This is a genomic window from Variovorax sp. YR634, assembly GCF_900106655.1.
In the GTDB taxonomy this organism is placed as follows: Bacteria; Pseudomonadota; Gammaproteobacteria; order Burkholderiales; family Burkholderiaceae_C; genus Variovorax.
The window spans coordinates 767,506-782,089 of sequence record NZ_FNOL01000001.1; the positions used below are offsets into that span (position 1 = coordinate 767,506).

Consider the following 14,584-nt stretch of genomic DNA (forward strand, 5'->3'; position numbering starts at 1 on the left):
AGAAAGAAAAAGAGGAGGTCAGGCGGCGACACCGATCGGCCACTTGGGCAGGCGGGCCTTGCGGTACGGCAGCGTGTTCAGGTCGAGCGTCACGGCGCCCGGTGCGCCCGCGTAGATGACGTGCTTCGCCACCTTGGAGTACGACGCGTAGAAGTGCTGCGACGACTTCACGACGATGATCTTCTTCGCGGCGAGGTCGCAGCCCAGCTGCGTGAACAGGTCGGTGCCCATTGCCTGGTTGCGCAGCGTGATCAGCACGATCTCGATGCCGTTCGCCTCGATCAGCGCGCTGTCGCCCATCAGCGTGGGCGTGCCGGCCAGGCCCGTCATCACCAGGTCGTGCTTCAGCGCCTTCACGGTGCAGTCGAGGTCCAGCGGATCGCCAGAGAGTGGGCTGATCTTGCCGCCGATGCGCATCTGCAGCCTGGCGCCCACGCCCGCATCGAATGCGATGCGCACCGCGATCGGGTCCCACAGCGGGCCCAGCGCCGCGTTGGTGATGCCGCGCTCGACCATGCGGCGCAGGATGAAGGTGGAGTCGCTTGCCGCGCCGCCGCCGGGGTTGTCCGCACCGTCGGACAGCACCACCGGGCCGCCGTCGAAGGCCAGTGCTTCGTCGAGCGAGGCATCGATGCTCGGGTAGTTCACCGTGAGGCCGTCGCGCATGGCGATGACTTCGTCGGCGAGCTGGCGCGCAAGAGCGTCGGCCTGGGCCTGGTTGCCGTCTGTGTAGACCAGCACCTTGGTGCCCATCTCGGGCACGTCGCCCCAAGAGAAGCCGTGCGTGAGCGAGACCGACAGCACGCCGTTCTTGCCCTCGAGCGACTGCATGCGCTCGACGAAGCCGCGCGCCGGCTGGCGCGAGGTGTGGACCGTGACGATCATGTCGCAGTCGACCACCGCGGCCACCGGCTTGACCTTGCCTTCGACCATGGCGGCGCAGATGTCCACCAGCTCCAGCCCGCGCTCGAGCACGTCGGTGTGCGGGTACTCCTTGAACGAGATCATCAGGTCGGAGTTCTGGACCATCGCGGGCGTGAGGTGGTTGTGCGGGTCGAGCTCCGCGCCGATCACCACGCCGGGCCCGACGATCTGCCGCACGCGCGCCAGCAGGTCGCCTTCGCAGTCGTCGTAGCCGTCGGCCACCATCGCACCATGCAGGCCGAGCAGCACCATGTCGACCGGCAGCACCGCGCGCAGGTCGGCCAGCAATTCGTCGCGCAGCGTTTCGTAGGCGTGGCGCGTGGTGGTGCCACTGGGCTGCGCGCCGGCCACCAAGCCTTCGAAGAGCGTCCAGCCCTTGTCGGCGCCGCGCATGCGCGCGGCCCACAGCGGGCCCGAGAACAGCGTCATCGCTTCGGGGTGCTTGCCGGCGGGGAAGTAGCCGCGGTCCTTGAAGGAGGCGAGGCCGGTCGGCATCGGGCCGAAAGTGTTGGTTTCGGTGGCGAGGGAGGCACTGAAGACGCGCATGGTGATGTCTCGTGGAGTGGGATGTTTTTCTGTGTGTGGCTGCGCTCAGGCCGTGGCCGTGCGCAGCCGCTGCGGGCCCAGCATCCCGGCCGTGAGCCCGAAGGAGGCGATGCGCTCCGGCAGCGGCAGTCCGCGTGCCAGCGCGGCGCAGGCCTCGCCCATGGCCGCCGAGGTCTGGATGCCGTAGCCGCCTTGCGCCGCCACCCAGAAGAAGCCGGGCACGCCGGGCTCGAAGCCGCCTACCAGGTCGCCGTCGGCTACGAAGGATCGCAGGCCGGCCCAGGTGCGCGTGGGCCGGCGAATGGCGAGCGTGGTCGCTTCCTCGATGCGGTGCATGGCGATGGCGATGTCCATCTCCTCGGGCTGTATGTCCTGCGGCTCGACCGGGTCGGCATTGGCCGGCGAGCCGAGCAGCATGCCGGCGTCGGGCTTGATGTACCAGCCCTCGTCTGCGCCGAACACCATGGGCCAGTGCGCGACGCTCTGGCCTTCGGGCGGCGCGAAGATGAAGGCCGAGCGCCGGCGCGGCTCGATGCCCAGCGGCGGCACACCGGCCATGCGTGCGACGGTGTCGACCCATGCGCCCGCCGCGTTGAGCACCACGGGCGCCTCGTACATGGCGCCGCCGGCCTCCACGCGCCAGCGCTCGCCCACGCGTTCGATGGCCGTAACGCCGGCATCGCACACCAGCTTGCCGCCGGCGCGGCGCATGCCGCGCAGGTAGCCCTGGTGGATGGCGTGCACGTCCATGTCGGACGCATCGGGTTCGTACACCGCGCCCATCACCTGCTCGGGGCGCAGCGCCGGCACCATCTCGCGGGCCTGCTCGCCGCTCAGTCGCGAGGCGCCGGTGTCCATGGCGCGCAACACCTCCCAGTGGGCTTCGAGCTCGGACATGTGCCCGGCGCCCGCGACCATCATCGCGCCGCGCGGCGTGAGCAGCGGGTGCTCCGAGAAGCCTTCGGGCGGATGTTCGAGGAAGGCGCGGCTCGCCATGGTGAGGGCGCGCACCTGCGGCGTGCCGTAGCTTTCCATGAAGAGGGCGGCGGAGCGGCCGGTGGAGTGGTAGCCCGGCTGCGACTCGCGTTCGAGAAGGATCACGCTGGCATGCGGTGCGAGCCAATGGGCCACCGAAGCCCCGGCGATGCCGCCGCCGATCACGAGGAAATCTGCCACGACGGGCGTTGGGGTGCTGGAAGTCATCGGCAAAAAGTGTAGGTAGAAATTTGCGGATACGCAAATTGATTTGGTGGCACCAAGGGGAAACCATGGTGCACCGCTTCGGTGAAATTTGCGTCAACGCAATTTGCGTATACGCAACTTCCGCGCCTGCGTCACGCGGGTTGGCATGGATGGCGCACCGCCCGGCTGGCAGAATCCACTTGCATCACAAGAGAAAGCCAAGCGTGAATCCACACACAGGGACCAGGACGGCAACGAAGCCGAAGGACGAGCCGCCCACGCTGGACCGCACCACTTTCGGTCATCGCCTGCGCAGCGCGCGCAAGCGTTTCGGCTGGACGCTGGCACAGCTGGCCGAGCGCTCGGGCGTGTCGATCACCACCATCTCGCGCGCCGAGCGCGGGCAGCTCGCGTTGGGTTATGAAAACTTCACCGCGCTGGGCCGTGCGCTCGAGATGGACATGAACGCGATGTTCGCGGGCGCAGGCGTCAAGCCCGCGCAGCTCGACGGGCCGGTGGTCACGCGCGCAGGCAAGGGCGTGGTGTACCGGGGGCTGTCGATTGCCTACGAGTTCCTGGGCACCACGGCGGCGGGCAAGCAGATGAGCCCCATCGTCGGCACGGTGCATGCGCGGCGCATCCACGGGCCGGAAGACTTCGTGCGGCATGCGGGCGAAGAGTTCGCCTATGTGCTGTCGGGCGAGATCGAGGTGCACTTCGACAACGGCGAAGTGCTGCACATGGCGCGCGGTGATTCGCTGTACTTCGACAGCCGCCTCGGCCATGCGTACATCAGCGTGAGCCGGCAGCTCGCGCGGATCGTGGGCATGACCATCGGCGAGAGCCGGCACATGCAGTCCGCGCGCGAGGGAGAGGCGCGCAAGGCGCCGGTGCCGGCCAAGCCTGCGGCACGCAAGACCGTGAAGGCCAAGGCGCCAGCAAGCAAAAAGGGCGCCTAGCCCCTCAGGAGAAATACGCGGGGTAGTCCGTGCCGTCCAGGCCCGGCACTACCGCCTTCAGCGGGTCGTTGCCATTGCCCTGCAGCTGGTCCGCCGCATAGTCGGTAACGCAACCCGCCAGCAGCTGCCGCGGGTCTTCGAGGATCACGCGCATGCGGGTGTTGAGCGCATGCCAGTCCTCCGGTCCGCCGATGGCGGGCATCTCGCTGACTTCGGTGGTGTCGGGCTGCAGCACCGGCCGGCCGCCGCGCCCGGGGGCGAAGCGCGGGTAGCCCTCGTACATCATCGGCCCCAGGTCGCTCATGGCCCGCGTGGCCCACCAGAGCTTGCGCATCGGCGCCTCGTGGGCAGACACGGCCGGCAGGTCGACGGGGTAGGTGAAGGTGGGCGCCGGTGCATGCGGTGCGATGTACACGCGCTCCAGCGGCAGCGCATGGTGCGACGAGGCGAGGATCATCGAGCACACGGCGTTGGTGCTCCAGGTAACGCCCGCGGTGGGGCGGCCCTGCCTGCCCACGATCAGCACCATTGCGTTCGCCCAGTCGATGCGGTGGCGCTCGAACCATGCGATCACGCGGTGCCCGGTGTCCAGGCCGACAAGGAAGAAGGTGGCGATCATCACCTTGTTCATCGGCACGCTCGCGCCGATGGCATCGCCCGTGGCTTCGAGGTAGTGCGTGCGCAGGTCGGCGGCAGTGAGGGTCTCGGGGTGGGCGAGGGCACGCGCGATGTAGCGCTCTGTGACTTCGCAGGCGTAGTGCACCATGTTCGCGATGGCCGTCTCGCGGCCCCGATAGGCGGGCACTGCGATGTCGTCGCGCCAGAGCGCCACGCTGTTGGCTTCGCGCGCGGCCACGGTGGCGGCGAGCAGGTGTTCGGTTTCGCTGCGCCACAGCGTGCCTTCGGGGTCGAGCTCGCGCAGTCGCACCAGCGAGGCCAGCGCTGGGCCGAGGTGCGACACCGCCGCCAGTTCCTTGAAGCCGCGCGTCGTGAGCCGGTAGCCCTCGACCTCGGGCGGCCTGCCCCTGCCGGGGAACAGGATGAAGTCGGCCGCCGTGGCAACGATCAGCGCCGCGTCGGGCGCGGCCTCGGCGGTGGCGTGCGTCATCTTCGCGCCGATGCTGTCGGCGCTCGCGGTGTAGGTCTCGAAGAGGCGCAGGAACTCGGGGCTCTGGAAATTCGGGTTTGCCGTCATGGTGGCTCCTGTCTATGCGCCGAGCCGGTACACCTTGCTCGGCGTGCGAAAGCGGATGTCGGCGCCGAGGCTGTTGGTCACCACCAGGTAGGCGTGGCCGTTGTCCTCGAAGGCGCAGGCATCGGTGGCGCCGGAGGTCGGAAACTCGCGCTGCGGCACCAGCTTGCCGTCGGCGAAGCGGTAGCCAACCGAGGTCAGCGAGGTAATGGGTGCCTCGCGGCTGCCGAGCAGGAAGTTGATCTGCACCAGCTCGCCACCCTGCGCATCTTCGCGCCAGACAAACTCGCGCCCGCCGGGGCCGCTCAGCGTCTGGTGCGCGACGAAGCCGGTGCCGTTCCAGCGCAGAAGCACGGTGTCGTCGTGCAGGCAGGCGAAGGCCAGCCAGGCTTCCCCTTGCGCCTCGAAGAACTGGAAGGCGCGGCCGGTCTTGCCGTCGAGCAGCTGGAAGTCTTCGAAGCGCGTGCCGCTCCACAGCATGACGCGCGAGCGCGCCACGTGGTCGGCATAGGCCAGGAAGCGCTGCCCGCCAATCTCGAAGAACGCGAAGTTGTAGCCCCAGGTCGAGTCGATGACCTGGAACTCCGCGAAGCACTCGCCGTTCCATTCGTAGATGGCCGACTTCGACGGATTCCGGGCCTCGGTGCCTTCCATCGCCACGCCTTGTGCGAGCGCCAGAAAGTGGCGTTCGCCGATGGTGAAGTGCGTCCATTGCTTGGCCGCGAAAGTGGGCACGCGCTGGAACTCGGTGAATGCGCCGTCCTTCAGTTCGAAGATGACCGAGTCGACATTGAGCTCGTATGGGCCGGCACCCGACTTGAGGCTGGCAGTGGCCAGGAAGGCGCGGCCGCCGATCTCGAAGAACTCCGCGTCTTCTCCACCTGGCACGGGCAGTCGCGTGTGCGGCATGAAGGTTTCGTCCTGCCAGCGGTAGACCAGCGCTTCGATATCGCTGTTGCCCACGGTGATCATCGCGGGCTGCCCCGGCACGTCGACTGCGAGCTGCGGCACGACGAGGTAGCGCGTGCCGCCGTGAATGAAGGTCTCCGCTGCGCGCGCGCCGGAGGTGTCGAGGTCCTGGATGTTTTTCATCGCGGTCGTTCTTTCGTTCGGCATGCGCACCTTACTGCGGAATCGGCGCAAAGCCGAACAGCCGCGCCGGGTTGTCCACCAGGATGCGCTGGCGCGCCGGTGCGTCGGGCGCCCACGGCGCGAGCAGGTTCAGCAGCTCGCCGGTGTCGCGCGCGCCGTCGGGAATGTGCGGCCAGTCGCTGCCCCAGATGGTGCGTTCGGGCAGGGCGTCGACGATGGCGTGCGCCAGCGGGCGCAGCTTCTCGAAGTTGCCGTCCTTGGCCACGCGGTAGGGGCCGGAGAGCTTCATCCAGCCGCGCCCGTCGGCCAGCACCCGCAGCAGGCGGTCGAAGTCCTGCCGCGTGAGGCCGTCGCTCTCGAGCATGTAGCCCATGTGGTCGATGACGAAGTCGGCATCGATGTCGCCCAGGTACGGAATGAGGTCGCGCACCACCCAGCCCGGCGTGTAGAACTGCAGGTGCCAGCCCAGAGTCTTCGTCATGCGCACGCTGCGCTGGATGTACTGCACCAGCTCGGCGGTCGGCAGGCCCGAGCGCAGGAACAGGTCGAGTCGCAGCGCGCGCACGCCGCGGCGGTGCATGTCGTGCAGCATCTCTTCGGTGACGCTGTCGGCCACCATGGCCACGCCGCGCGCGCGTTCGCCGGCGATGTCCAGGGCGTCGAGCATGCAGCGGTTGTCGGTGCCGTAGAAGCTGGGCTGCACGATCACATAGCGCGCCAGGCCCAGCGACTCGCACATGGCATCGAGCTTGGTGAGCGGGCCGTCGGGCAGCGTGTAGTGCGGCTGGTCGACGTGCGGGTAGCGGTCTTCGCTTTCGAACACGTGCACGTGCGAGTCGCAGGCGCCGGCAGGCACGGTGAAGGCGGGGCGCGCCAGCGTTTCGGGCGCGCGCATGGGCGTGGAAGTGAGGATCTGGGAACTCATGATGTCGAAGGAAAAAAAGATGAGAGGAAAAAATCGATGAAGGCTCATTCGAGCGAGATGCCGCCGGCGGCAATCAGCCGGCGGTTGCGCTCGAGTTCGGCGGCGACGGTGCGGCGCATCGTCTCGGCGTCGGGCGTGACCGGCGCGAAGCCCTGCGCTTCGAGTGCCTTGAGCGTCTCGGGCCGGGCCAGCACCTCGCGCAGCGCCGCAGTGGCACGCTGCCGCGCAGCCGCCGGCACGCCTGCCGGCAGCACGATGCCGACCCACGAGCGGTAGGTGTAGTTGCGCAGCGCGTCGATGCCGGTCTCCGCAAAGCTCGGCACCGCGGGCAGCGCAGCCCAGCGGGTCGATGCCGTGGCGGCGAGCGCCCGCGCGCGGCCGTTTGCCACGAAGGGCACGATGGGCGAAGTGACGTAGGCCATCATGTCGACTTCGCCTGCGATCAGTGCATTCATCGCCTGTGCCTCGCCCTTGTACGGCACGTGCCGCGCCGTGATGCCGAGCGTGTGCAGCAACTCCTCGGTCTGCAGGTGCAGGCTGGTGCCGACGCCGAAGGAGCCGTATGTCAGCGCGCCGGGGTGTGCTTTCGCATAGGCCACGAGCCCTGGCATGTCGGCCGCGGGCAGGTCGGCGCGCACCGCCAGCACGCCGTCGTTGAAGGCGACGATGCCGAGCGGATCGAAGTCCTTGAGCGGGTCATAGCCCGCCGCCTTGTCGACCACCGGATTGACCGATGCGATGGAAGGCGAGACCGCAATCAGCGTGTGGCCGTCGCGTGCGGCCCGCAGAGCCGCCTGCACGCCGATCTTGCCGGCGGCCCCGCCCTTGTTCTCGACCACCACCGGTTCCCCCAGCACGGAAGACAGGCCCTGCGCCACGATGCGGGCGACGCGGTCGATGGGTCCACCCGGCGGCGTCGGCACGACGAGGGTCGTCGCTCCTTGTGCAACCTGGGCGAATGCCGAGCCTGGCAAGGCCAGCATGCCGAGCAGCAGCGCGAGCACGGCGCCGGTGCGGCGCAGGACTGCTTCAGCGCACGACCGCATCGCCGTTCTCCACGCCGACCGAACTCAGCGCCTTCGCGACGCGCTCGTGCGCGGCGGCCAGCAGCATGTCGGTGTCGATGCCGGTCATGAGGAAAGGTGCTGCACCACGGTGTACCAGCTCGGCCGAGTAGGCCGCGTCGGCGATGCCGCCGATGGCGAGCGGCTTTCCCACGCGCAGGCAGGCGGCCAGCGCAGTCTCGTGCGCGGCGCGTACCAGCGGGTGCTTGAAGTCACCGGCCACGCCCAGCTCGGCGCTCAGGTCGTTGGTGCCGATGCCCACGATGTCGATGCCCGGCACCGCGGCGATGCGCTCGATGTTCTCGATGCCCAGCGGGCTTTCGATCAGCACCTTCAGCGCAGTGGCGCGGTTCATGGCGGTGTTGAAATCCGCCGCGGCCATCTTGCGATAGCCCACGTGCGGCAGCGTGCCGATGGCCGAGCGATGGCCCAGCGGTGGAAAGCGGCAGGCGGCCACGAGGTCTTCGGCCTGTGCCACGGTCTCGATGCGCGGCGCGATGATGCCGCCCGCGCCGCCGTCGAGCAGCCGGCCGATCACGCCGTACTCGCGCTCCGGCACACGCACGAAGGGCATGAGGCCGATGTCCATTGCGGCGGCACAGATCTGCACGGCCGCGTCGATGGCGATGCTGCTGTGCTCCAGGTCCACCCAGATCGCGTGGTGGCCGCTGGCCTTGGCGATGCGCGCGATGTCGGGCGTGCGCGAAGCGCGGATGCCCAGTGCCGCCACCGGCAGGCGCTGGCGCAGGCGGCTCACGACGAGGTTGGTCGATGCGGCGTCGGCGGACGCCGTTGCGCTGTCTTGCACCATGCGGGTTCTTCCTTTGTCTCTGTGGTTGTAAAGGTGTGAAGGGATGCTAGAGAATGGGTGTCATATCCGGAAATACCGGATTCGGATTGCATTCGATACGCTGGAGATATCGTGGAACTTCGACACCTGCGCTACTTCGTTGCCGTGGCGGAAGAACTCAACTTCACCCGCGCCGCGGAACGCCTCTACATGGCACAGCCGCCCCTGAGCACGCAGATTCGCGGGCTCGAAGAAGAGCTGGGGGTGCAGCTTTTCGAGCGCGACAAGCGCCGCGTGTATCTCACGCAGGCCGGGCGGCACTTTCTCGACCGGGCGCGCACCATCCTTGCCTCGGTGCAGAGCGCGAAAGACGAAGTGCAGAGCGCCGCAGCGGGCGAGGTCGGCAAGCTCAACGTGGGCTTCACCGCTTCGTCGATGCTCACGACGGCGCTGCCATCGGGCATTCGCCAGTACCGCGCGAGCTTTCCGGCGGTCGAGCTGCAGTTGCGGGAAATGGCGTCGATGCATCAGCTCGACGCCATCAATGCCCGCGAGCTAGACCTCGGCGTACTGCGCAAGCCCAACGTGAGCATTCCGGTGGGCGTGACCATCGAGGAGTGGTACTCGGCGCCGCTGGTCGCGGCGATGCCGCAGCAGCACGTGCTCACGCGTGGCAAGGGCATCCACATCCGCGAACTGAAGGACGTGCCGCTGATCGTCTATCCGCGCGACGCGGGCATCGGCCTGTACTGGAAGGTGCAAGAGCTGTGCGCCAGGGCCGGCTTTCGCCCGGCGGTGATGCACGAGACGCGCGAGGCCTCGACCATGGTCGGGCTGGTGGCGGCGGGTTTCGGCGTGGCCATCGTGCCGGCCGACACGCAGTGCATCCAGCTCGAAGGGGTGCTGTACAGCCGCATCCTCGACAAGGACGCGGTGTCGAGCCTGTACCTGGGCTACCGCGATGCAGACGCCAATCCGCACCTGGAGAGCCTGTTGCGGCTGTTGCGCGGCACGCAGGTCGCGTCGAGCCGCAAGCGCTGACGACGATCTGTCAGCCGCGCGGCTTGCGGTAAGCGATCCAGCCCAGGGCCGCCGCCGCGATGAAGGCCGGGATCGCGGCGAGCAAGAACAGCTGCCCCCACGGCAACTTCGCACCTACCAGCAGCCCACCGACCAGCGGCCCCACGATGGAGCCGATGCGGCCGACGGACATCGACAGCCCCACGCCGGTTGCGCGCACGCTCGCCGGGTAGTAGTGCACGCACAGCGCGGGAATGTTCATCTGCCCGCCGATCACCAGTAGGCCGATGGCGAACACCAGGCAGAAGGCGGCGACCTCGCTGCCGACGATGTGGAAGCCGAAGAAGGGCACGAGCGCAGCGCCCAGCGCCAGGCACAGCGCCACCGGTCCGAAGGGGCTGCGCCGCGCCACCACGAAGGACATGGCGAAAGCCCCGGCCACGCCGCCCACGTTGAGCATCACGCCGGCAAGCGCAGAGCGCTGCGGGCTCATGCCGTTCATGGCGAGCACGCTGGGCGTCCAGCTCAGCAGGAAGTAGCTGACCAGCAGGATCATGAAGGCCGCGGTGGCGATGAGCACCGTGCCCGGGCCGCGCCCTTCGGCGACGAGTTCGGCCAGTGGGCGCCTGGCATGGGCGGGGCTTGCGTCCGCTGCCGTGGTGCTCGTGCGCCCCGACTCGGATATTGCGAACACCAGCGGCAGCAGCGCCAGCGCCAGCGTGCCGCCGCCGATGAAGATGCCGCGCCAGCCCACCGACTGCATCAGCGCTGCCGTGATGGCGCCACCGGCCACGGCCCCGATGGGAAAGCCCAGGAACATGCGCGAGACCGTCGCGCTGCGTTGGTCCGGATGCGCATGCTCGGCCGCCAGCGCCGAGATGGTGGGAATCGCGCCGCCGAGGCCGATGCCCGAGAGAAAGCGCCATAGCATCAGCTGCTCCGGGCTGGCCGATGTCGCACTCAGCAGGATGAAGCCGCCTGCCACCAGGATCGAAGCAAGCAGCAGCCGGCGCCTGCCGAAGCGGTCGGCCGCCGCACCCACGGTGAGTGCTCCCACCACAGCGCCCGCGAAGCTCACGGCGAACACCTTGCCGAAGGCGCCGGGCGGCATGCCCCATTCCCTGGAGATGAGCGGTGCGACGAAGGACAGCATGAGCGTGTCGTAGCCGTCGATCAATGCGATCAGGAAGCAGACGACGATCGAGAAGCGGCTGGCGTAGGGGAGGGCGCGTGGCGGGCGGCTGGCCCCGGCGAGTGGAAGCGATGACATGTTTTTGTCTCCTGATGGATGCAGCTGCTCTTTGGCGCTGATGCGGCCGATGCTAGGAGCCGCCATGCATATCCACAAATACATTTTCCGGAATGCATTGCGGTAGCTTTTGCGTATGGAGCCCTGCGGCGGACCAGTCGGGCAAACCCTGTCGTTGCCGTGTCTCCGATTTGCTCGCCCGGCACGAGCGCGTGGCTATGCTGTGTGCCGTCATTCACTCCCGAGAAAAACACCATGACTTTGCGTTTGTCCTCCTTCCCGCTTCGCTCCATGGCCCTGGCCTGCGGCCTCGCGCTCGGCGCTGTCGCCGGCGCGCACGCCGCGCCCGATGCGAAGCTGCTCGCCGCCGCCGAGAAGGCGCAGCCCGCGGTGATCGACAACCTCAAGGAGATGGTGCTGATCGAATCGGGCAGCCTCAACGTCGACGGCCTGCTCAAGATGGCCGACGTGGTGGAAGGGCGCCTGAAGGCCGCCGGCTTCAAGACCGAGCGCCGCAAGGCCACGGCCGGCGCGGGCGCCGACCTCGTGATCGGCACCATCAAGGGCACGGGCAAGCGCAAGATCATGCTGCAGGGCCACATGGACACGGTGTATGCGCCGGGCATCCTGAGCAGCCAGCCCTACAAGGTCGACGGCAACCGCATCTACGGCCCCGGCATCGCCGACGACAAGGGCGGCCTGGCCGTGATGATGGCCTCGCTGAAGATCCTGGCCGATGCCGGCTGGCGCGACTACGACACGCTCACTGTGGTGATGAACCCCGACGAGGAGGTGGGCTCGGTCGGTTCCGGCGAGCTGATCGCCACGATGGCCGACCAGCACGACACGGTGCTGTCGTTCGAGCCGACGGTGGCGAAGTCGGTGGTCAAGGGCGAGTCGCTGCTGCTGGGCGCGGCCGGCATCGCGCAGGCCACGATGGAAGTGAAAGGCCGCGCGGCACACGCCGGCGCGGCGCCCGAACTGGGCCGCAACGCGCTGTACGAGCTGTCGTACCAGATGCTCCAGACCAAGGATCTCGCCAAGGACATCCCCGGCGTTACGCTCAACTGGACCGTGGCGCGCGCCACCGGCCCGATCAACCAGATCACCGAGAAGGCGCAGGCGCTGGGCGATATCCGCATCACGCAGCCCGGCGCCGAGAAGAAGCTCAACGAGGCGCTGCAGGCGAAGATCGCGGCCGGCAAGCTGATTCCCGACACCGAGACCACGGTGAAGGTGGAAGTGGGTCGCCCGGCCTTCATCGCGGGCGACAAGGGCCGCGCGCTGGCTGAGAAGGCGCAGGCCATCTACAAGGAAATCGACCGCGACCTCGCGCTGACGCCGATGACCGGCGGCGGCACCGACGCGGGCTATGCGGGCCGCTCGGGCAAGGCCACGGTGGTCGAGAGCTTCGGCCTCGCGGGCTTCGGCTACCACGCGCGCGACGAGTACATCGAAGTCGACTCGATCGTGCCGCGCCTCTACCTCGTCACGCGGCTGCTGACCGAGATCGGCAAGAACTGATAGACGCCGCCCGGCAGCGCAGGCGCGCTACTGCTGTTGCTGTCCGGGCTCGCCGGGCCGTCCCGGTGGGCGCCGCGCCGCGACCGCAGCCGCTGCGGCCGCGCGCTGTTGCTGCTGCTGGGCCTGCTGCTGTTGCTGCTGGCGCTGGATCTGCTGTTGTTGCTGCTGCGCCTGTTGCTGGGCACGGGCCTGCTGTTGCTGCATCTGCTGCTGACGTTGCTGCTGCTGTTGTTGCATCGCCTGTTGCTGTTGAGCGCGCACGGCTTGCTGCTGTGCCTGTTGTTGCGCCTGCTGCTGGCGGCGTAGCTGCTCCTGCTGGGCTTGCTGCTGCTGCCGGGCCTGGTTCTGGGCCTGCTGCTGTTGCGCCTGTTGGCGCTGGACCTGCTGTTGCTGTTGTTGGGCCTGCTGCTGCGCACGGGCCTGTTGCTGCGCCTGCTGTTGCTGCTGCATCTGCTGGCGGCGCGACTGCTCTTGCTGGGCCTGTTGCTGGCGCTGTTGTTGCTGGCGTTGCTGTTCCTGTACCGCCTGCTGCTGTTGGCGCTGCTGTTGCTGCGCCTGCTGTTGGGCCAGCTGTTGTTGTTGCGCTGGTTGGGCTTGCTGGCGGCGCGCAGGGTCTTGCTGCTGCTGGAGCCGGGCCTGGCGTGCCTGCTGCTGTTGCTCGCGCGCTTGCTGTTGTTGCTGTTGTGCCTGCAACTGCTGGGTCTGCTGCTGCGAACGTTGCTGGACTTGTTGCTGCGCCTGCTGTTGATGCATCAGGGCTTGCTGCTGGCGGACTTGTTGTTGCTGCTGTTGCTGCTGGCGTTGTTGTTGCTGCTGCTGTTGCTGTTGCTGTTGCTGTTGCTGTTGCTGCGCGAGCAGGGCTTGCTGCTGTTGCGCAGGGCCCGGGCCGGCCGCGAAGTTGGGTGGCGGTGCCCCCGGCGGCAGCGCGCCGCGCGGTCCGCCATTGTTGTTGTAGACATTGCGCACGTTGTTGTTGACCACCGTGGTCGAGCGCGAGATGTAGGTGCTGTTATTGTAGACCACGGCCGGCCGGGCGAAGGCTGGCTGCACGGCGGGGCCACGATCGCGGTCACGCCCGCGCGGTGCGCCCCAGTTCATGTTCCACGAGTGCCAGCCCCAGTCGTGCCGCTCCAGCGCGGCGCCCACGATCACGCCGGCTCCGAACGCGAGCGCACCGGCAGCCGCCACCTGGCCGCCGCTGTAGCCCCGCGACACCACCTCGACCGGCGGTGCATAGGCATAGCCGGGATAGATCGGCTGCGGATCGCCGTAGATGACCTGCGGGTCATAGGCCGGCACGTACACCACGTCAGGCTGCACGGGCTCGATGGTGATGTACTGCGGCGGCGGCTCGATCACCGCGGGGCCTGCGTACATGGGCTGCATGTCCGGCGAGGGCGCGTAGTTCTGCGGCGGCGCGGCACTGGCCACGCGCAGCTTGTCGTTGTTCTTGAGGCGGCCCGCCTTCGATGCACGCTGGCGCATGACCTGGATCGCGTTCATCACATCGGCCGGGTCGTTGTAGTAGGCCTGCCCGAGCGCCTCGGTCCACGGGATGTTGCCGGCCATCTGGTCGATGACGGGGCGGAATGCGGTGAGCGACTTCACGCTCGGGTCCCAGGGCTGCTGGTTGGCCGCATCGGACAGCGGACCGGCCTTGAGGTTGCGGTTCTGCGCAAGCCATTCGTGCGCGGCGGTGATCTGCTCGGGGTAGGTGGCACCGGCCAGGATCTGGGCCACCAGCTTGTCGGGGTAGAGCGCGATGGGCGCGACCATCTGGTAGAGCTGCTCGGCGGCGGGCGGCGTGTAGGCAGCCTGCACAGGGGCTGCGGCAGGGGCCGGTGTCTGCGGCACCGAGGGCGCGGGAATGGTGGTTGCCGGGTCGGTGGCGGCGGCAGTGGGCGCGGCAGCCGGCGTACTGGGGGTCTTGTCGCAGCCTGCGAGGACGAGGGCGCCGATGCACAGCGAGATCGTCAGCAGTCGCGGAGCGAGGGGGAGATTTTTTGTCATCTGGAGTTCCATGAGGACGCCGGCGTCGTGCCCGGAACTCTTTCAACGGTGCGCGGCAGCAGGCGATGACAAAGCCTGCGCCGTGGATGCAACGGTCTGTGTCGGTG

12 protein-coding genes are annotated in these 14,584 nt (G+C 68.3%); 3 read left to right on the forward strand and 9 right to left on the reverse strand.

Going from position 1 to position 14,584, the window contains the following annotated elements; genetic code table 11:
- Positions 1-18: 18 nt before the first annotated feature.
- Complete coding sequence (locus BLV60_RS03585; protein WP_093049930.1) at positions 19-1,470, reverse strand: M81 family metallopeptidase; 1,452 nt, start codon at positions 1,468-1,470, stop codon at positions 19-21.
- 45 nt (positions 1,471-1,515) lie between these two features.
- Complete coding sequence (locus tag BLV60_RS03590) at positions 1,516-2,673, reverse strand: NAD(P)/FAD-dependent oxidoreductase (RefSeq protein WP_093049932.1); 1,158 nt, start codon at positions 2,671-2,673, stop codon at positions 1,516-1,518.
- 203 nt (positions 2,674-2,876) lie between these two features.
- On the opposite strand from BLV60_RS03590, the gene BLV60_RS03595 reads away from it, so the two are divergent.
- A complete protein-coding gene (locus BLV60_RS03595; protein ID WP_093049934.1) occupies positions 2,877-3,611 on the forward strand; it encodes a helix-turn-helix domain-containing protein in 735 nt (244 codons plus the stop codon).
- 4 nt (positions 3,612-3,615) lie between these two features.
- Here the strand turns inward: BLV60_RS03595 and BLV60_RS03600 are convergent, their stop codons facing one another.
- The 5 genes from BLV60_RS03600 to BLV60_RS03620 are packed head-to-tail and all read right to left on the reverse strand — an operon-like array spanning position 3,616 to position 8,695.
- Positions 3,616-4,806, reverse strand: coding sequence for a DUF5624 domain-containing protein (locus BLV60_RS03600; RefSeq protein ID WP_093049936.1), 1,191 nt, complete (start codon positions 4,804-4,806; stop codon positions 3,616-3,618).
- Positions 4,807-4,818: 12 nt separating this feature from the next.
- Positions 4,819-5,895 (reverse strand): hypothetical protein, encoded by a 1,077-nt coding sequence (locus tag BLV60_RS03605; protein WP_218132209.1) that lies wholly within the window; start codon positions 5,893-5,895, stop codon positions 4,819-4,821.
- Positions 5,896-5,926: 31 nt separating this feature from the next.
- Complete coding sequence (locus BLV60_RS03610; RefSeq protein ID WP_093049938.1) at positions 5,927-6,820, reverse strand: amidohydrolase family protein; 894 nt, start codon at positions 6,818-6,820, stop codon at positions 5,927-5,929.
- Positions 6,821-6,864: 44 nt separating this feature from the next.
- Positions 6,865-7,866 (reverse strand): Bug family tripartite tricarboxylate transporter substrate binding protein, encoded by a 1,002-nt coding sequence (locus BLV60_RS03615; RefSeq protein ID WP_093049940.1) that lies wholly within the window; start codon positions 7,864-7,866, stop codon positions 6,865-6,867.
- Positions 7,850-8,695 (reverse strand): HpcH/HpaI aldolase family protein, encoded by an 846-nt coding sequence (locus BLV60_RS03620; protein ID WP_093049943.1) that lies wholly within the window; start codon positions 8,693-8,695, stop codon positions 7,850-7,852. Before BLV60_RS03620 ends, BLV60_RS03615 begins: the two co-directional genes overlap by 17 nt.
- Positions 8,696-8,806: 111 nt before the next feature.
- On the opposite strand from BLV60_RS03620, the gene BLV60_RS03625 reads away from it, so the two are divergent.
- Positions 8,807-9,715 (forward strand): LysR substrate-binding domain-containing protein, encoded by a 909-nt coding sequence (locus BLV60_RS03625; RefSeq protein WP_218132210.1) that lies wholly within the window; start codon positions 8,807-8,809, stop codon positions 9,713-9,715.
- Between the two features lie 10 nt (positions 9,716-9,725).
- Here the strand turns inward: BLV60_RS03625 and BLV60_RS03630 are convergent, their stop codons facing one another.
- A complete protein-coding gene (locus tag BLV60_RS03630) occupies positions 9,726-10,964 on the reverse strand; it encodes an MFS transporter (protein ID WP_176928698.1) in 1,239 nt (412 codons plus the stop codon).
- 234 nt (positions 10,965-11,198) lie between these two features.
- Here BLV60_RS03630 and BLV60_RS03635 point away from each other — a divergent pair, with 234 nt between their 5' ends.
- On the forward strand, positions 11,199-12,467 hold the full coding sequence (locus BLV60_RS03635) for a M20/M25/M40 family metallo-hydrolase (protein ID WP_176928699.1): 1,269 nt from the start codon (positions 11,199-11,201) through the stop codon (positions 12,465-12,467).
- A gap of 27 nt (positions 12,468-12,494) precedes the next feature.
- Here BLV60_RS03635 and BLV60_RS03640 read toward each other — a convergent pair whose 3' ends face one another.
- On the reverse strand, positions 12,495-14,477 hold the full coding sequence (locus BLV60_RS03640) for a DUF3300 domain-containing protein (RefSeq protein WP_093050409.1): 1,983 nt from the start codon (positions 14,475-14,477) through the stop codon (positions 12,495-12,497).
- Positions 14,478-14,584 lie beyond the last annotated feature (107 nt).